This is a genomic window from Burkholderia sp. MSMB0856 (assembly GCF_001524645.2).
Lineage (GTDB): Bacteria > Pseudomonadota > Gammaproteobacteria > Burkholderiales > Burkholderiaceae > Burkholderia > Burkholderia diffusa.
This window is the reverse complement of sequence record NZ_CP013427.1, coordinates 675,019-693,703: the sequence shown is the minus strand read 5'-3', so window position 1 is coordinate 693,703 and position 18,685 is coordinate 675,019. Positions and strand designations below refer to the sequence as shown.

The 18,685-nt window shown below is 67.9% G+C and carries 15 protein-coding genes; 9 read left to right on the top strand and 6 right to left on the bottom strand.

Translation table 11 applies throughout. From position 1 onward, the window contains the following. Window positions 1–14: 14 nt before the first annotated feature. From WS87_RS04330 to proC, 6 genes are all read left to right on the top strand, one after another. Window positions 15–1,424, top strand: a complete 1,410-nt coding sequence (locus tag WS87_RS04330; protein ID WP_059820471.1) for an FAD-binding oxidoreductase — start codon at window positions 15–17, stop codon at window positions 1,422–1,424. Window positions 1,425–1,462: 38 nt separating this feature from the next. Beyond that, the gene (locus WS87_RS04325) at window positions 1,463–2,956 is read left to right on the top strand and encodes an FAD-linked oxidase C-terminal domain-containing protein (RefSeq protein ID WP_059535522.1); all 1,494 of its coding nucleotides are present in this window, start codon (window positions 1,463–1,465) and stop codon (window positions 2,954–2,956) included. Window positions 2,957–3,098: 142 nt separating this feature from the next. Beyond that, window positions 3,099–4,187, top strand: a complete 1,089-nt coding sequence (gene glcE, locus WS87_RS04320; RefSeq protein ID WP_059820470.1) for a glycolate oxidase subunit GlcE — start codon at window positions 3,099–3,101, stop codon at window positions 4,185–4,187. A 7-nt stretch (window positions 4,188–4,194) separates the two neighbouring features. Next, on the top strand, window positions 4,195–5,421 hold the full coding sequence (glcF, locus tag WS87_RS04315) for a glycolate oxidase subunit GlcF (RefSeq protein ID WP_059535389.1): 1,227 nt from the start codon (window positions 4,195–4,197) through the stop codon (window positions 5,419–5,421). 117 nt (window positions 5,422–5,538) lie between these two features. Continuing rightward, complete coding sequence (locus tag WS87_RS04310) at window positions 5,539–6,237, top strand: YggS family pyridoxal phosphate-dependent enzyme (protein WP_059535387.1); 699 nt, start codon at window positions 5,539–5,541, stop codon at window positions 6,235–6,237. Between the two features lie 50 nt (window positions 6,238–6,287). Next, window positions 6,288–7,100, top strand: coding sequence for a pyrroline-5-carboxylate reductase (proC, locus tag WS87_RS04305; RefSeq protein WP_059689053.1), 813 nt, complete (start codon window positions 6,288–6,290; stop codon window positions 7,098–7,100). Between the two features lie 93 nt (window positions 7,101–7,193). Here the strand turns inward: proC and ubiA are convergent, their stop codons facing one another. From ubiA to recG, 6 genes are all read right to left on the bottom strand, one after another. Beyond that, window positions 7,194–8,066: a 4-hydroxybenzoate octaprenyltransferase gene (gene ubiA, locus WS87_RS04300; protein ID WP_059535384.1), complete on the bottom strand. Its 873-nt coding sequence runs from the start codon at window positions 8,064–8,066 to the stop codon at window positions 7,194–7,196. A 281-nt stretch (window positions 8,067–8,347) separates the two neighbouring features. Next, entirely contained in the window at window positions 8,348–8,836 is a 489-nt protein-coding gene (gene dpsA, locus WS87_RS04295) for a non-specific DNA-binding protein DpsA (RefSeq protein WP_059465436.1), read from the bottom strand. 119 nt (window positions 8,837–8,955) lie between these two features. Then, on the bottom strand, window positions 8,956–9,111 hold the full coding sequence (locus tag WS87_RS33925; protein WP_175909117.1) for a hypothetical protein: 156 nt from the start codon (window positions 9,109–9,111) through the stop codon (window positions 8,956–8,958). A gap of 99 nt (window positions 9,112–9,210) precedes the next feature. After that, window positions 9,211–11,397 (bottom strand): catalase/peroxidase HPI, encoded by a 2,187-nt coding sequence (gene katG / locus WS87_RS04290; protein ID WP_059820469.1) that lies wholly within the window; start codon window positions 11,395–11,397, stop codon window positions 9,211–9,213. Window positions 11,398–11,938: 541 nt separating this feature from the next. Then, window positions 11,939–12,898 carry a hydrogen peroxide-inducible genes activator gene (locus WS87_RS04285; protein WP_059820468.1) on the bottom strand — a complete coding sequence of 320 codons (960 nt, stop codon included), beginning with the start codon at window positions 12,896–12,898 and terminating at the stop codon, window positions 11,939–11,941. 137 nt (window positions 12,899–13,035) lie between these two features. Then, window positions 13,036–15,378 carry an ATP-dependent DNA helicase RecG gene (gene recG / locus WS87_RS04280; protein ID WP_059689055.1) on the bottom strand — a complete coding sequence of 781 codons (2,343 nt, stop codon included), beginning with the start codon at window positions 15,376–15,378 and terminating at the stop codon, window positions 13,036–13,038. Between the two features lie 167 nt (window positions 15,379–15,545). Here recG and queA point away from each other — a divergent pair, with 167 nt between their 5' ends. The 3 genes from queA (at window position 15,546) to yajC (ending at window position 18,587) form a co-directional block, all read left to right on the top strand. Next, window positions 15,546–16,613 carry a tRNA preQ1(34) S-adenosylmethionine ribosyltransferase-isomerase QueA gene (gene queA / locus WS87_RS04275; protein WP_059820467.1) on the top strand — a complete coding sequence of 356 codons (1,068 nt, stop codon included), beginning with the start codon at window positions 15,546–15,548 and terminating at the stop codon, window positions 16,611–16,613. Between the two features lie 217 nt (window positions 16,614–16,830). Next, the gene (gene tgt, locus WS87_RS04270; RefSeq protein ID WP_059608278.1) at window positions 16,831–18,018 is read left to right on the top strand and encodes a tRNA guanosine(34) transglycosylase Tgt; all 1,188 of its coding nucleotides are present in this window, start codon (window positions 16,831–16,833) and stop codon (window positions 18,016–18,018) included. Between the two features lie 245 nt (window positions 18,019–18,263). Beyond that, window positions 18,264–18,587 carry a preprotein translocase subunit YajC gene (gene yajC / locus WS87_RS04265; RefSeq protein WP_006476868.1) on the top strand — a complete coding sequence of 108 codons (324 nt, stop codon included), beginning with the start codon at window positions 18,264–18,266 and terminating at the stop codon, window positions 18,585–18,587. The last annotated feature ends 98 nt before the right edge of the window (window positions 18,588–18,685 follow it).

The window sequence follows — 18,685 nt, the reverse complement described above, 5'->3', positions numbered from 1 at the left end:
GTCAGGAGACATTCGTGAATCACCCTGCCCCGCCGGCCACCGCGCGCCGCCCGCTGCCCTCCGCCATGCTCGATGCGCTGCGCGCCGCCTTCGGCGAGCGCGTGTCGACCGCCGACGCCGTCCGCGCCCATCACGGCCGCGACGAATCGCCGTTCGATCCGCAACTGCCCGACGCCGTCGTATTCGCCCACAACGCCGATGAAGTTTGCGAAGTCGTGTTGCTGTGCGCGCTCTACGGCGTGCCGCTGATCCCGTACGGCGCCGGCTCGTCGCTCGAAGGCCACCTGCTCGCCGTGCGCGGCGGCGTCTCGCTCGACTTGTCGGAAATGAACCGCGTGCTGTCGATCAACGCGGAAGACCTGACCGTCACGGTCGAGCCGGGCATCACGCGCAAGGCGCTCAACGAAGCGCTGCGCGACACCGGCCTGTTCTTCCCGATCGATCCGGGCGCCGACGCCAGCATCGGCGGCATGACCGCGACCCGCGCATCGGGCACCAACGCCGTGCGCTACGGAACCATGCGCGAGAACGTGCTCGGCCTCACCGCCGTGCTCGCCGACGGCCGTGTCGTGAAGACGGGCTCGCGCGCGCGCAAGTCGTCGGCCGGCTACGACCTCACGCGGCTGTTCGTCGGCTCCGAAGGCACGCTCGGCGTGATCACCGAGATCACGCTGCGCCTGCATCCGCTGCCCGAAGCCGTGTCGGCCGCGATCTGCACGTTCCCGTCGATGGGCGACGCGGTGCGCACCGTGATCGAGACGATCCAGATCGGCGTGCCGATCGCGCGCGTCGAGTTCGTCGACTCGCTCGCGGTGCGCTCGATCAACCGCCACTCGAACCTGACGCTCGCCGAAGCGCCGACGCTGTTCTTCGAATTCCACGGCACCGAAGCCGGCGTGAAGGAACAGGCCGAGCTCGTGCAGACGCTCGCGGGCCAGAACAACGGCCAGGGCTTCGAATGGGCGACCCGCCCCGAGGATCGCACGCGGCTCTGGGCCGCGCGCCACAACGCGTACTTCGCGATGCTGCAGCTGAAACCCGGCTGCCGCGCGGTGACGACCGACGTGTGCGTGCCGATCTCGCAACTCGCCGCGTGCGTCGAGGAAACCGAAGTCGACCTGCGCGCGTCGTCGCTGCCCTGCCCGATCGTCGGCCACGTCGGCGACGGCAATTTCCACGTCGCGATCCTGATCGATCCCGACAAGCCCGAGGAAATCGACGAAGCCGAACGCATCAACGACCGGATCGTCGAACGCGCGCTGCGCCTCGGCGGGACCTGCACCGGCGAGCATGGCGTCGGCCTGCACAAGATGCGCTTCCTGCCGAAAGAGCACGGCGACAATGCGATCGACGCGATGCGCGCGATCAAGCTCGCGCTCGATCCGCGCAATCTGATGAATCCCGGCAAGATCTTCACGTGCTGACATGGCGGCGCGCCGCCGCGCCGCCCGCAGGAGACCCGATGAACGCTTCCGTCGAACTGTCGAGCGCGACCCGCGCGCAGCGCCAGCGCGAAGTCGTGCAGGCGCTGATGGCCGTGCTGCCGACGCATTGCCTGCTGTTCCGCGACGAAGACACCGCGCCGTACGAATGCGACGGCCTGTCGGCGTACCGCCGGCTGCCGCTCGCGGTCGCGCTGCCCGAAACCGAATCGCAGGTGCAGCGTATCGTGCAGATCTGCCGCCGCATGGAGGTGCCGATCGTGCCGCGCGGCGCGGGCACGAGTCTGTCCGGCGGCGCGCTGCCGATCGCGAACGGCGTCGTGCTGTCGCTCGCGCGCTTCACGCGCATCGTCGAGGTCGATCCGTACGCGCGCACCGCCACCGTGCAGCCCGGCGTGCGCAACCTCGCGATTTCGGAAGCCGCCGCGCCGTACGGGCTGTACTACGCGCCCGATCCTTCGTCGCAGATCGCCTGCACGATCGGCGGCAACGTGGCGGAGAATTCCGGCGGCGTCCACTGCCTGAAATACGGGCTGACGGTACACAACGTGATGCGCGTGCGCGCGGTCACGATCGACGGCGAGATCGTCGAATTCGGCTCGCTCGGCCTCGACACGCCGGGCCTCGATCTGCTCGCGGTGATGATCGGCAGCGAAGGGATGTTCGCGATCGTCACCGAGATCACGGTGAAGCTGATCCCGAAACCGCAGACCGCGCAGCTCGTGATGGCGAGCTTCGACGATGTCGTGAAGGGCGGCGAGGCGGTTGCCGCGATCATCGCGTCGGGCATCATCCCGGCCGGGCTGGAGATGATGGACAAGCCGGCCACCCAGGCCGTCGAGGCGTTCACGCATGCGGGCTACGACCTCGACGCGAAGGCGATCCTGCTGTGCGAATCGGACGGCACGCCCGAGGAAGTCGCGGAGGAAATCGTCCGCATGACGGCCGTGCTGCGCGAACATGGCGCAACGCGGATCCAGGTATCGCGCAACGAAAGCGAGCGGCTGCGCTTCTGGTCCGGCCGCAAGAACGCGTTTCCGGCCGCCGGGCGCATTTCCGCCGACTATTACTGCATGGACGGCACCGTGCCGCGCCGCGCGATCGGCCCCTTGCTCGCGCGCATCGAGCAACTCGAGACGCGCTACGGGCTGCGCTGCATCAACGTGTTCCACGCCGGCGACGGCAACATGCATCCGCTGATCCTCTACAACGCGAACGATCCGGACGAGCTGCACCGCGCCGAACAGTTCGGCGCGGAAATCCTCGAATGCTGCGTGGAATTCGGCGGCAGCGTGACGGGCGAGCACGGCGTCGGCATCGAAAAGCTCAATTCGATGTGCGTACAGTTCTCGCCGCAGGAGCGCGATGCGTTCTTCGCGGTCAAGCGCGCGTTCGATCCGGCCGGGCTGCTCAATCCCGACAAGGGCATCCCGACCCGCGCGCGTTGCGCCGAGTACGGCCGCCAGCACGTGCGCGGGGGGCTGCTGCCGCACCCCGACCTGCCGCGCTTCTGAGCGCCGCGCAGTCGCGCGGCCCGTGCCGGCCGCGCGCGTGGCGGCCGCACGCCTTCGTCAGACGGGGCTTAGGGATAGTCGCGATGTGGATTCGCGCCACCCCGGTACAATCGACCGGACAACAACGAGGCAGCAACAGAACATGGAAGAGGACGACATCGTCGCCGGATGGGCCGAGCGCATCCGTGCCGCCAGTGCCGACGGCCGGCCGCTGCGGATTCGCGGCGGCGGCACCAAGGACTGGTACGGCCAGGCGCTGGACGGCGAAATACTCGACACGCGCTCGTTTCAGGGCATCGTGTCGTACGACCCGGCCGAGCTCGTCGTCACGGTCCGCGCGGGCACGCCGCTCGCGCAGCTTGAAACCGTCCTCGCCGAGCGCGGCCAGATGCTGGCGTTCGAGCCGCCGCATTTCGGCCGCGCGGCCACCGTCGGCGGCTGCATCGCGGCGGGCCTCGCCGGCCCGCGCCGCGCGACCTGCGGCGCGCCGCGCGACTTCGTGCTCGGCGTCACGCTGATGAACGGGCGCGGCGAAGTGCTCCGCTTCGGCGGGCAGGTCGTGAAGAACGTCGCCGGCTACGACGTGTCGCGGCTGATGGCCGGCGCGCTCGGCACGCTCGGGCTGATGCTCGACCTGTCGATCAAGGTGCTGCCGGTGCCGGTCGCCGAAGTCACGCTGAAGTTCGAGATGACCGCGACCGACGCGGTGCGCAAGCTCAACGAATGGGGCGGCCATCCGCTGCCGGTCAGCGCGAGCGCCTGGCGCAACGGCACGCTGGTGCTGCGGCTGTCGGGCGCCGAGGCCGCCGTGAAATCGGCGAAGACGCTGCTCGGCGGCGAAGTCGTCGACGCGGTCGAGGCCGAGCGCTTCTGGGCCGGCCTGCGCGAGCACACCGATCCGTTCTTCAACGGCATTCCGCCCGGCTATGCGCTGTGGCGCCTCGCGCTGCCGTCGATCACCGAACCGATGCACCTGCCCGGCACCCAGCTGATGGAATGGGGCGGTGCGCAGCGCTGGTGGATCACCGACGCCGACGCGCAGACGGTGCGCATGAGCGCGAAGCAGGCCGGCGGCCATGCGACGCTGTTCCGCGCGGGCGAATCCTACGACCGCAGCGCGGGCGTGTTCACGCCGCTGCCCGCGCCGCTGATGAAGATTCACCGCGGGCTGAAGACGGCGTTCGATCCCGCGCGCATCTTCAACCGCGGCCGGCTCTACCCCGATCTCTGAGGGCTCGATGCAAACGAACCTCGCCGATTTCATCCGCAATACGCCCGACGGCGACGAGGCCGACGCAATCCTGCGCAAATGCGTGCATTGCGGCTTCTGCACCGCGACGTGCCCGACCTACCAGCTGCTCGGCGACGAACTCGACGGCCCGCGCGGCCGCATCTACCTGATCAAGCAGATGGTCGAAGGCGCGCCCGTCACGCGCAGCACGCAGCAGCACCTCGACCGCTGCCTCACCTGCCGCAGCTGCGAAACGACCTGCCCGTCGGGTGTCCAGTACGGCCGGCTCGTCGAGATCGGCCGCAAGCACGTCGAGGCGCAAGTGCAGCGCCCCGTGCAGCAGCGGCTCGTGCGCCGCGTGCTCGCCAGCCTCGTGCCGAACGAGGCGCTGTTCTCGCCGATCATGCGGCTCGGCCAGCACGTGCGGCCGCTCTTGCCGAAACGGCTGCGCGACAAGGTGCCGCCGCGCACGCGGCTGCTCGAATGGCCGCAGCGCACGCATCCGCGCAAGATGCTGATGCTCGCCGGCTGCGTGCAGCCGTCGATGCTGCCGAACATCAACATCGCGACCGCGCGCGTGCTCGATGCGCTCGGCGTCGAGACGATCGTCGCGCCCGACGCGGGGTGCTGCGGCGCGATCCGCCTGCACCTGAACTATCACGACGAAGCGCTCGACGACGCGCGCCGCAACATCGACGCGTGGTGGCCGTACGTCGAGCAAGGCGCCGAGGCGATCGTGATGAACGCATCGGGCTGCGGCGCGACGGTGCTCGAATACGCGCACCTGCTGCGCGACGATCCGGCGTATGCGGAGAAGGCGCAGCGCATCGTCGCGCTGACGCGCGACATCTCCGACGTGCTGCTCGCGTTCGAGGCCGAGCTCTCGACGCTCGCGCGGCGCCGCGCGATCCATACCGTCGCGTATCACCCGCCGTGCACGCTGCAGCACGGCCAGCAGTCGCGCGGCAAGGTCGAGCGCCTGCTCGAGACGCTCGGCATCGACGTGCGGCTGCCGGCCGACAGTCATCTGTGCTGCGGGTCGGCCGGCACCTATTCGCTGACGCAGCCGTCGCTGTCGTACCGGCTGCGCAAGCAGAAGCTGCTGAAGCTGCAGGCGCTCGAGCCGCAGATGATCGTGTCCGGCAACGTCGGCTGCATCGCGCACCTGCAAAGCGGCACGCAGATTCCGGTCACTCACTGGATTCAGCTCGTCGAGCATCTGCTGTACGGCTAGCGCGGCACCCGCGGCGGCGTCCGTATAATGGGCGAATCGAAGCGGCGCGTGCCGTGCCGCATTCGTCACCGTACTCGCCGCCGTAATCGCTTCCCCGTGCCTGCTTCCGTGCCCGTCATGTCCGACTTCGCCGCCCGTCTCGATTCCGTTCACCGCCGCATCGCCGACGCCGCCCGCGCGGCCGGCCGCGATCCCGCCACCGTCTCGCTGCTCGCCGTGTCGAAGACGTTTCCCGCCGACGACGTGCGCGCCGCGCATGCGGCCGGACAACGCGCGTTCGGCGAGAACTACGTGCAGGAATCGATCGACAAGATCGACGCGCTCGCCGACCTGCGCGCGGACCTCGAATGGCATTTCATCGGGCCGCTGCAATCGAACAAGACGCGCCCGGTCGCCGAACGGTTCGACTGGGTCCATTCGGTCGACCGGCTGAAGATCGCGCAGCGCCTCGCCGAACAGCGCCCCGCGCACCTGCCGCCGCTCAACGTGTGCGTGCAGGTGAACATCAGCGGCGAGGCGTCGAAAAGCGGCGTCGCGCCGGCCGACGTGGCCGATGTCGCGCGCGCGGTCGCCGCGCTGCCGGCGCTGCGGCTGCGCGGCCTGATGGCGATTCCCGAACCGGCCGGCGATACCGACGCGCAACGCGTGCCGCATCGCGCGCTGCGCGCGCTGTTCGATGCATTGCGCGCCGAGGGCCTGCCGCTCGACACGTTGTCGATGGGCATGTCCGCCGATCTCGAAGCCGCGGTGCTCGAAGGCGCGACGATCGTGCGCGTCGGCACCGCGATCTTCGGCGCGCGCGACTATTCGCACTGAGCGCTGCCCTTTTCCGCCTTTCCGTTCACTCATCTGCTCAATCGGACATCATGAAAATCGCATTCATCGGCGGCGGCAACATGGCCGCGGCCCTCATCGGCGGCCTGATCAAGCGCGGCGTCGCCGCTGACGGCCTGTATGCCATCGACGTCAACGAGGACGCCCGCGCGCGCACGGCGCAGCAGTTCGGCATCCGCACCGGCGCGGCCATCGACGCGACGCTCGCGGCCTACGACGCGATCGTGCTCGCGGTGAAACCGCAGGTGCTGAAGGACGTCGCGCAAGCGCTCGCGCCGCATTTGAAATCGCAGCTCGTGATCAGCATCGCGGCGGGCATCCGCGGCACCGACCTCGCCCGCTGGCTCGGCGACTACGCGCGCGTCGTACGCACGATGCCGAACACGCCCGCGCTGGTCGGCATGGGCGTGACGGGTCTCGCCGCGCTGCCGGGCGTCGACGCGGCCGGTCGCGAGCTCGCGTCGAACGTGCTCGGCGCGGTCGGCGAGATCGTGTGGTTCGACGACGAAGCGCAGCTCGATGCGGTCACGGCGATCTCGGGCAGCGGCCCGGCCTACGTGTTCTATTTCATCGAAGCGCTGCAGGAAGCCGCGCGCCGCCTCGGCATGAACGACGAACAGGGCCGCGCGCTTGCGGTCGCGACGTTCGCGGGCGCCGCGCAACTCGCCGCGCAATCGGGCGAGCCGGCAAGCGTGCTGCGCGAGCGCGTGACGTCGAAGGGCGGCACGACGGCCGCCGCGCTCGCGTCGTTTGACGCGCAGGGCGTGAAGGAAGCGATCGTGCGCGGCGCGCTCGCAGCCGAGGCACGCGCGAAGGAAATGGGCGACGAGCTCGGCCGCGCATAAGCGCCGCGACCGCCGCCGGGTTTCCGGCACCGGCAACAAAAAAGCGGCCGAGGCCGCTTTTTTGCTGGCATCGCGCATCGGCGCGCGGTCGCGTCAGTTGCCGGCCGCACCCGCCAGCAGGTAATGCGCGGCGATCCCCGCGAACAGCACGCCGCCGAGCCAGTTGTTGTGCCGGAACGCCGCGAAGCACGGCATCCGCTCGCGCCCCTTGATCAGCGTGTAGTGATACAGCGCGCAGCCGACCGCCGCCGCCCAGCCGGCCCAGTACGCGAGACCGAAGCCAAGCGTCACGCCGATCCATACGTAGATGCCGAGCGTCACCGCATAGCACGCCATCACGGCCGCGACGTCGAAGCGGCCGAACGTCAGCGCGGACGTGCGAATGCCGATCTTGATGTCGTCGTCGCGGTCGACCATCGCGTATTCGGTGTCGTACGCGACCGACCAGAAGATGTTCGCGATCAGCATCACCCATGCGAGCATCGGCACCGTGTCCTGGACGGCCGCGAACGCCATCGGGATGCCGAAGCCGAACGCGATGCCGAGATATGCCTGCGGAATCGCGAAGAATCGCTTCATGAACGGATACGAACCCGCGACGAACAAGGCGACGACCGACAACTCCTTCGTCAGCGTGTTGAGCGGCAGGATCAGCAGGAACGCGATGAACGACAGCACCACCGCAATCGCGACGGCTTCCCATGCGCGGATCTTGCCCGACGTCAGCGGCCGGTCGGCCGTGCGCTTCACGTGACGGTCGAAATCGCGATCGGCATAGTCGTTCATCGCGCAGCCGGCCGAGCGCATCAGCAGCGTGCCGAGCGCGAAGATCACGAGCAGCGGCCAGCGCGGATGGCCGTCCGATGCGATCCACAGTGCGTTGAGCGTCGGCCAGAGCAGCAGCAGGCTGCCGATCGGCTTGTCCATCCGGACGAGCCGCAGATACAGGGGAAAGCGGGCAAGCATGGCGAAGCACCGGGAAGATAATCCCGGCATTTTAGAGCCGAGGCGCGGTTCGCGTCATGTCGGGATGGCCCGCGCCCGCGTGCCGCGGTACGCGCGTCGGCCACTCAGGCCCGCTGCAAGCGGCCGAAGCAGTCCCGCCCGCCGATCAAGGGACAGATACGCGGCGAACATGCACGGGCGGCCAAGGCAGGATTCGATCCGATGCAGGCAACCCGGCCCCGATTTGAGGTCGGACTGCCCGCCGATGCCGGCCGCGCGGCGGGCGACCGGCCGCGTCGAACTTACGCGAGCAGCGACCGCAGCATCCACGCGGTCTTTTCATGCGTCTGCAGGCGCTGCGTCAGCAGGTCGGCGGTCGGCTCGTCGCTCGCCGCGTCGGCGATCGGGAAGATTTCGCGCGCCGTGCGCACGACCGTCTCGTGCCCTTCCACGAGCTGACGGATCATCTCTTCGGCCGCCGGCACGCCGTTCGCTTCCGGCACCGACGACAGCTTCGCGAAATCCGCGAAGGTGCCCGGCGCGACGACGCCGAGCGTGCGAATGCGCTCGGCGACCGAGTCGACCGCGAGCCACAGTTCGTTGTACTGCTCTTCGAACATCAGGTGTAGCGTGTTGAACATCGGACCCGTGACGTTCCAGTGGAAATTGTGGGTCTTCAGGTAAAGCGAGAACGTATCGGCAAGCAGGCGCGACAGGCCGTCCGCGATTTTCCTGCGGTCCTTGTCGCTGATGCCGATGTTGATCTGCGTGGCGTTGCCTTTCCTGGCCATCTTCGGAACTCCTCACTCGAAATGTTGAAGCGGAGAAAATGCGTCGAGCAATTCGCATACCGCGTCGCACGGCATCCGTTCACGCCTCGCCGGTCCGGTCCGGCGAGCGATTCGCGCGCTCAGCCGCCGGCGCCCGACACGAGCGGCGCGAGCGCGTGCAGCGCCTGCGCGACCAGCTCGGCCGCACCGCCGACGACGATCGCGAAACCGACGATACGCCGCGCCCACTCGGCCGGCGTGAACGCGGTGCGCATGTTCAGCATCATTTGCGTCATGATCGTCACTCCTTCGACACGATCCTTGAAGAAAAAACGGCCGGTCGTGCGACCGGCCGTTTCACGTTACAGCGAAACTGCGTTACCGCATCGCGACATTCACGCGAGGTCGAAGCGGTCGAGGTTCATCACCTTGTTCCAGGCCGCGACGAAATCCCGCACGAACTTCTCGTTCGCGTCCGCGCTGCCGTACACCTCGGCCAGCGCACGCAACTGTGAGTGCGAACCGAAGATCAGGTCGACGCGCGTACCCGTCCACTTGACCTGGCCCGACGCACGATCGCGCCCTTCGAACACGTCGTTCGCGGCCGACACCGGCTTCCACTCCGTGCCCATGTCGAGCAGGTTCACGAAGAAGTCGTTGGTCAGCGAGCCCGGACGATCGGTGAACACGCCGTGCGTTGAGTCACCGACGTTCGCGCCGAGTACACGCAGGCCGCCGACGAGCACCGTCAGCTCCGGCCCGCTCAGCGTCAGCAGCTGGGCCTTGTCGACCAGCAGCGCCTCGGCCGGCGTCTTGTACGCGCTCTTCAGGTAGTTGCGGAAACCGTCCGCAACCGGCTCGAGCACGGCCATCGCTTCGATATCGGTCTGCTCCTGCGACGCGTCCATCCGGCCCGGTGCAAACGGCACCGTCACCGCGACACCCGCGTTCTTCGCGGCCTGTTCGACGCCGGCCGCACCGGCCAGCACGATCAGGTCGGCGAGCGACACCTTCTTGCCGCCCGTCTGCGCATCGTTGAACGCCTTCTGCACACCTTCCAGCGTCTCAAGCACCGTCGCAAGCGCGGCCGGCTGGTTCACTTCCCAGTCCTTCTGCGGCGCCAGGCGGATGCGCGCACCGTTCGCGCCGCCGCGCTTGTCCGAACCGCGGAACGTCGAGGCCGACGCCCATGCGGTCGACACGAGCTGCGCGACCGACAGGCCCGATGCAAGCACCTTCGCCTTCAGCGCCGCGACGTCGGCGTCATCGATCAGCTTGTGATCGACAGCCGGGATCGGGTCCTGCCACAGCAGTTGCTCGGCCGGCACTTCCGGGCCGAGATAGCGGGCGCGCGGGCCCATGTCGCGGTGCGTGAGCTTGAACCAGGCGCGCGCGAACGCGTCGGCGAACTCGGCCGGGTTCTCGTAGAAGCGGCGCGAGATCTTCTCGTAGGCCGGGTCGAAACGCAGCGACAGGTCGGTCGTCAGCATCGTCGGGCGATGCTTCTTCGCCGGATCGAACGCATCCGGAATCACCGCGTCGGCACCCTTCGCGACCCACTGATGCGCGCCGGCCGGGCTCTTCGTCAGTTCCCATTCGTAGCTGAACAGGTGCTTGAAGAAGTCGTTGCTCCACTTGGTCGGGGTCGACGTCCACGTGACTTCGAGGCCGCTCGTGATCGCGTCGCGGCCCTTGCCCGATGCGTACGTGCTCTTCCAGCCGAGACCCTGCTGCTCGATGCCGGCCGCTTCCGGTTCCGGACCGACGTTCGATGCGGGGCCCGCGCCGTGCGTCTTGCCGAACGTGTGGCCGCCGGCGATCAGCGCGACCGTCTCTTCGTCGTTCATCGCCATCCGCGCGAACGTCTCGCGGATGTCGCGCGCCGCCGCGACCGGGTCGGGGTTGCCGTCCGGGCCTTCCGGGTTCACGTAGATGAGACCCATCTGCACGGCCGCGAGCGGATTCTCGAGGTCACGGTCGCCCGAGTAACGGCTGTTCGGGCCGCCGCTCAGTTCCAGCCAGATCTTTTCCGAACCCCAGTAGACGTCGTCCGGTTCCCACGTGTCGACGCGGCCGCCGGCGAAGCCGAAAGTCTTGAAGCCCATCGACTCGAGCGCGACGTTGCCGGTCAGGATCATCAGGTCGGCCCACGAGATGTTGCGGCCGTATTTCTGCTTGATCGGCCACAGCAGCCGGCGCGCCTTGTCGAGGTTGCCGTTGTCCGGCCAGCTGTTCAGCGGGGCGAAGCGCTGTTGCCCGCCGCCCGCGCCGCCACGGCCGTCGGCGGTCCGGTACGTGCCGGCGCTGTGCCAGGCCATCCGGATGAACAGGCCGCCGTAGTGGCCGAAGTCGGCCGGCCACCAGTCCTGCGACGTCGTCATCAGCGCCTGCAGGTCGCGCTTCACCGCCGCGAGGTCGAGCTTCTTGAACGCTTCCGCGTAGTCGAAATCCTTGTCCATCGGATCGGACAGCGCCGAATGCCGATGCAGGATGTTGAGATTGAGCTGGTTCGGCCACCAGTCCTTGTTCGACGTGCCGCCGGCCGCCGTATGGTTGAACGGACATTTCGATTCGGTCGACATGCTTTTTTCTCCTTTACTTGCTCGTAAGCCCCCACTTGCCTGGCGCGGTTCGTGGAGCATTGCGGGGGGATGAAACGGAACAGGTTGGTCCTGTCGTGCTACGGGGTGGCAGGCGGCGTGGCCTTCGATGCGGGCTGCGGGACTTCGGACATGCAATGCTCCCTCATGGCTGAACTGCGGTGAGTCGGGGAACACGGAACCGGCATGCCGCGGCACTCATCCGCCATACACACGGTCCGCCAGATACGCGAACGCAATCGGGCGCAGGCTCCGGGCCGCGGCCCTCGCGCGATTTACGACCTCGTCGCGCGACGGGATGTTCCGCTGCGCGTGCTGCAATACCGACCGCATCATGACATCCTCCTTTGACACCTGCACTCAACGTGCAAATCGGACCGCCGATCCGGTGCAATCCATGGAAAGGATTCTAGGCATTTCTATCGTTTATTTGAATTTGATAAATTTCATCTATTCGATAGGCAAAAATAAACGGGGTCGCGAGACCCCGTTGACTGCCTGCCTCAGATGCACCGCACCCTGCTCAATTCATCGTCGCGGGCATGTCGAGCTTCGCGACGCCCGGCAGATCACACGCGGCGATCGCCTCGCTGATCGCGTCGATCGCCGGCATCCGCGTGAAGCTCTTGCGCCACACCAGCACGACGCGGCGATCCGGCACCGGCTCGTTGAACGGCACGTACGACAGCAACTCGGCGTCGGGACCGTTCGCGCGCGGGCCGATCTCGGCGACCGACATCCGCGGCAGCACCGTGATGCCGACACCGCTCGCGACCATATGGCGAATCGTTTCGAGCGACGAGCCTTCGAAGGTCTTCTGGATACCGTCGGCCGTCTGCGAGAAGCGCATCAGTTCCGGGCACACGCCGAGCACGTGGTCGCGGAAGCAGTGACCGTTGCCGAGCAGCAGCATGGTTTCCTGCTTCAGATCCTCGGCATCGATCTCGTTGCGCTTCTCCCACGGATGGCCGGCCGGCAGCGCGACGACGAACGGCTCGTCGTACAGCGGCCGCACCATCAGGCCGGTTTCGGGGAACGGCAGCGCCATGATCGCGGCGTCGATTTCGCCCTGCTTCAGCAGTTCGAGCAGCTTCAGCGTGTAATTCTCCTGCAGCATCAGCGGCATCTGCGGCACGCGCTGGATCATCTGCTTGACGAGCGTCGGCAGCAGGTACGGCCCGATCGTGTAGATCACGCCGAGCCGGAACGGACCGACGAGCGGGTCCTTGCCCTGCTTCGCGATCTCCTTGATCGCGAAGGTCTGCTCGAGCACGCGCTGCGCTTGCGTGACGATCTGGTCGCCAATCGGGGTCACGCTTACTTCGCTCGCGCCGCGCTCGAAAATCTGCACGTTGAGCTCGTCTTCCAGCTTCTTGATCGCCACCGATAGCGTCGGCTGGCTCACGAAGCATGCTTCGGCCGCGCGACCGAAATGCCGCTCGCGCGCGACCGCGACGATGTACTTCAATTCAGTCAGGGTCATTGTGGGTCAATCAGGGATATACAGGCGATAGGTTTAATTTATACACCCGTTGGCACCGATTCGCCAAGTTTCTCTGCATCGCGATGCGCCGAATCGCCGCCGACTGGCGGTTTTAAATCCGTCCCCGAATGCGCGAATCAGGCCTTCAGGTACTGCTCCCGCGCGCCGAGCCAGCGCGCGAGATGCTGCGTGACCACGTCGGGATACGCGGCGATCAGTCGCGCTGCCGCATCGCGGGCCGGGTCGATCAGCCAGCCGTCGGTCTCGAGGTTCGCGAAGCGCAGCATCGCGGCACCGGACTGGCGCGCGCCGAGGAATTCGCCGGGGCCGCGGATTTCGAGGTCGCGCCGCGCGATCTCGAAGCCGTCGGTCGTCTCACGCATCGTCTTCAGCCGCTCGCGGCCGGTCAGCGACAGCGGGCCCGTATAAAGCAGCACGCAGACCGACGCCGCGGTGCCGCGCCCGACGCGGCCGCGCAACTGATGCAGCTGCGCGAGACCGAAGCGCTCCGCGTGCTCGATCACCATCAGCGACGCGTTCGGCACGTCGACGCCGACCTCGATCACGGTCGTCGCGACGAGCAACTGCACCTCGTTGCGCGTGAAGGCTTCCATCACGGCCGCCTTGTCGGCCGGCGACAGCCGCCCGTGCACGAGCCCGACCTTCAGCTCGGGCAACGCCTCGGCCAGCGTCTCGTAAGTCTCGACGGCCGTCTGCAACTGCAGCGTCTCGCTCTCCTCGATCAGCGGACACACCCAGTACACCTGGCGGCCGGTCAGCGCGGCCTCGCGCACGCGGGCAATCACCTCTTCGCGCCGCGCATCGCCGACGAGGCGCGTCAACACCGGCGTGCGGCCCGGCGGCAGCTCGTCGATCGTCGACACCTCGAGATCCGCGTAATACGTCATCGCGAGCGTGCGCGGAATCGGCGTGGCCGACATCATCAGCTGGTGCGGCTGGAAATCGCGCGCGCCGTTGGCCGCGTTCGCGGCCTTCGCGCGCAGCGCGAGACGCTGCTCGACGCCGAAGCGGTGCTGCTCGTCGACGATCACGAGGCCGAGCCGCGCGAATTCGACCGTGTCCTGGATGATCGCGTGCGTGCCGATCACGAGCTGCGCGGTGCCGAGCGCCGCGGCTTCGATCGCCGCGCGCTTCTCCTTCGCCTTCAGGCTGCCCGCGAGCCATGCGACCGAGACGCCGAGCGGTTCGAGCCACGCGCGCAGCTTGCGTGCATGCTGCTCCGCGAGGATTTCGGTCGGCGCCATCAGTGCGGCCTGGTAGCCGGCGTCGATTGCCTGCGTGGCCGCCAGCGCCGCGACGACCGTCTTGCCGCTGCCGACGTCGCCCTGCAGCAGCCGCTGCATCGGATGCGCGAGCGTGAGGTCGTGCGCGATCTCGTCGACGACGCGCGACTGCGCGCCCGTCAGCGTGAACGGCAGCGCCGCGTAGAGACGCGTCGTCAGCGCGTCGGCATCGGCCGCGGTGCGGCGCGGCATCGCGGGCGCCGCGCGCGTGCGGCGCTCCTCGTGCGCACGCTTGAGCGACAGCTGCTGCGCGAGCAGCTCCTCGAACTTGATACGCGTCCACGCCGGATGCGAGCCGTCCATCAGCGCAGCTTCATCGGAATCGACAGCCGGGTGGTGCAGGATCCGCACGGCCTGCGCGAGCGTCGGCACGCCGAGCGGCTTCAGGTAGTCGCGTTCGATCTCCGGCGGCAGCAGCTCGGGCAGCGGCGTGCGCTCGACCGCGTTCTCGATCGCCTTGCGCAGATACGCCTGCGACACGCCGGCCGTGCTCGGATAGACGGGCGTGAGCACCTGCGGCAGCGGCGCGTCGGCTTCGACGACGCGCACGGCCGGATGCACCATCTCCATTCCGAAGAAGCCGCCGCGCACGTCGCCGCGCACGCGCAGCCGCTGGCCGACGGCCATCTGCTTGACCTGTGAGCCGTAGAAATTGAGGAAGCGCAGCACGAGCTGCTCGCCGTCGTCGTCCTGGATCTTCACGACGAGCTGGCGCCGCGGCCGGTATGCGACTTCGTTGTCGAACACCACGCCCTCGGTCTGCGCGATGCCGCCCGGCAGCAGTTCGCCGATCGGCGTGAGCGTGGTTTCGTCCTCGTAGCGCATCGGCAGATGCAGCACGAGATCGATCGAGCGCGTGAGGCCGAGCTTCGCGAGCTTGTCGGCGGTCTTCACGGCGGCGGTCTTCACGGGTTTGTCGGCGGCCGGCTTCTTCTTGCGCTTCGCGCCGGACGTGCCGGCTGCCCCCGCCTCGTCGCCGTCCGCGCCCGGATCGACGTCGGGCGCGGCGGCGGCCGGCTGCGCGAGCCGCCCGTCGGCGCCGCGCTTCGGGCCCGCGCGGCGCGGCGCGCCGCCGCGCGGCTCCGCGCTTTGCGCGGGTAACGCGGCATCGTCCGCGTCGAACGGATCGGCGGAATCGGCAACGGCGGCGGAGGAACGGCGTGGTGACACTGGCATCGGATCGTCTGGGTGCTTCGCAAGGCAAGTACAATAGCGGCTTTCACGTCGTCCGAACGAACGACGCCGGCCAGGCCGCGCATCCCGCCATCATAGCGGCTCGCGCGCCCCATTCATGCGTTTCCGCCCTGTCGGCGGCGCCCGCCGGCCGTTTCGAACCAGCCCGCATGTTCACGCTTTCCGATTTCGATTTCAATCTGCCCCCTGAGCTGATTGCGCAGACCGCACTGCCCGACCGCACCGCGAGCCGCCTGCTCGAGGTCGATGGCACCGCCGGGCCCGCGCGCCTCGTCGACCGCCGCTTCGCCGAGCTGCCGTCGTGCATCGCGCCCGGCGACCTGCTCGTGTTCAACGATACCAAGGTGCTGAAGGCGCGTTTCTTCGGCCAGAAGGCCAGCGGCGGCAAGATCGAGGTGCTGATCGAGCGCGTGACCGGCACGCACACCGCGCTCGCGCAGATCCGCGCGAGCAAGTCGCCGGGCGCCGGCACGACGCTGCGTCTCGCCGACGCGTTCGACGTGACGGTCGGCGAGCGCGTCGAGCCGTTCTTCACGCTGCATTTCCCGGAGCCGTGCCTCACGCTGATCGAGCAGCACGGCCGCCTGCCGCTGCCGCCGTACATCGAGCACGACGCCGACGCGAATGACGAGACGCGCTACCAGACCGTCTATGCGAGCAACCCGGGCGCGGTCGCGGCGCCCACGGCAGGGCTCCATTTCGACCAGCCGCTGCTCGAGAAGCTCGACGCGATGGGCGTCGAGCGCGCGACGCTGACGCTGCACGTGGGCGCCGGCACGTTCCAGCCGGTGCGCGTCGAGAACATCGCCGAGCACCGGATGCACAGCGAGTGGTACGACCTGCCGCAATCGCTCGTCGACAAGATCGCCGCGACCCGCGCACGCGGCGGCAACGTGATCGCGGTCGGCACGACGTCGATGCGCGCGCTCGAAGCCGCGGCGCGCAGCGCCGACGAAGCGGGCCGCCCGCTCGCGGCGACGCAGGCCGAGACCGACATCTTCATCACGCCGGGCTACCGTTTCCGCGTCGTCGACCGGCTCGTGACGAACTTCCACCTGCCGAAGTCGACGCTGCTGATGCTGGTGTCGGCGTTCGCGGGTGTCGAGACGATCCGCGCCGCGTACCGGCACGCGATCGACGAACGCTACCGCTTCTTCAGCTACGGCGATGCGATGCTGCTCACGCGGCGCGACACGCCGGAGACGCCGCGCGCGTGAGCGCGGCAGGTGCGAAGACGCACCGGCCGCGACCGCGCAGCCGCCGTTGCACCGTTGTCCCGCAGCGCGCGCTCCGATGGCGCGCGCCCCGCTTTTCCCAGCCGCCGGCTTGCCGGCGGCGTTTCCAACATGCGCCGGACTTGCGATCCGGAGTCAGCGCTTCAGCGCATACTCCGGTCCCATGCAAGGCTTCTTCGGTGGCAAGGAGAATGACGCGATGACCGAAGGTTCATCCCACGATACGCACGCTCCCGTGCAGGACCGCCCGGCCAACGGGCTCGAATTCGAACTGCTGACGACCGACGGCCATGCGCGCCGCGGCCGCGTGAAGCTCAACCACGGCGTGGTCGAGACGCCGATCTTCATGCCGGTCGGCACGTACGGCACCGTGAAGGCGATCCAGCCACGCGAGCTGCACGAGATCAAGGCGCAGATCATCCTCGGCAACACGTTCCACCTGTGGCTGCGCCCCGGCCTCGAGACGATCGACGCGCACGGCGGCCTGCACGGCTTCATGGGCTGGAACAAGCCGATCCTGACCGACTCGGGCGGCTTCCAGGTGTTCTCGCTCGGCGACCTGCGCAAGATCACCGAGGACGGCGTGACGTTCGCATCGCCGATCAACGGCGACAAGCTGTTCCTGTCGCCGGAAGTGTCGATGCAGATCCAGAAGGTGCTGAACTCCGACATCGTGATGCAGTTCGACGAATGCACGCCGTACGCAACCAACGGCGTGCCGACCACGCACAAGGAAGCGGCCGACTCGATGCGCATGTCCCTGCGCTGGGCGAAACGCTCGCTCGACGAGTTCGACCGGCTCGGCAACCCGAACGCGCTGTTCGGGATCGTCCAGGGCGGGATGTTCGAGGACCTGCGCGACGAGTCGCTCGCGGGCCTGTCGGAGCTCGGCTTCCACGGCCTCGCGATCGGCGGGCTGTCGGTCGGCGAGCCGAAGGAAGACATGATGCGCGTGCTGCGGCACGTCGGCCCGAAGCTGCCGGCCAACAAGCCGCACTACCTGATGGGCGTCGGCACGCCGGAGGATCTGGTCGAGGGCGTCGCGAACGGCGTCGACATGTTCGACTGCGTGATGCCGACCCGCAACGCACGCAACGGCTGGCTCTTCACGCGCTTCGGCGACGTGAAGATCCGCAACGCAACGCACAAGAATTCGCTGAAGCCGCTCGACGCGAGCTGCACGTGCTACACGTGCCAGAACTTTTCGCGCGGCTACCTGCACCACCTGCACCGCGTCGGCGAAATCCTCGGCGCGCAGCTCAACACGATCCACAACCTGCACTACTACCTGCAGCTGATGAGCGAGATCCGCGACGCGATCGAGACCCATACGTTCGACGCGTTCCGCCAGCGCTTCGCGGAGGATCGCGCGAGAGGGGTCGACTGACCGGGCGGCGGCCCGCACCGCTGCCCGCACCGCGCCACGTCACATAAGACATGTACTAAATATCGCGTCCCGACCGCCGGTCGCGGCCGCCGAATATTACAATTACCTTTCCAAACGAGCCGCAACGGTGCCGTTTCATGCTTTAACAGCTTGATCCGAAAGCGCATTTGCTGCGCCGTTTGCACATGGGGCCGGTGGTAGAATAACCGGCTTAATTTTCGATCTTCCCCTACGGAGAGACCAACGTGCCGTTCATTTCCAATGCCTTCGCGCAAGGTGCCGGTGGCGCCGAATCGAGCCTGATGAGCTTCCTGCCGCTCATCCTGATGTTCGCGGTGCTGTACTTCATCATGATCCGTCCGCAGATGAAGCGCCAGAAGGAACACCGCAACATGCTCGCGGCCATGGCGAAGGGCGACGAAGTCGTCACGAGCGGCGGCCTCGTCGGCAAGGTGACGAAGGTCACCGAAGGCTACATCGGCGTCGAAATCGCCGAAGGCACCGAAATCACCGTGCAGAAGGCTGCCGTCACGACCATTCTGCCGAAGGGCACGATCAAGTCGCTGTAAGGCTTTTACCGAGCGTCCGGCTCCCCGCGTCGTGCCCGCCTGAGAGAGCGGGCCGCCGCGGCGCCGGACGCGACGCTTTCACGCCAACCACCCGTTCG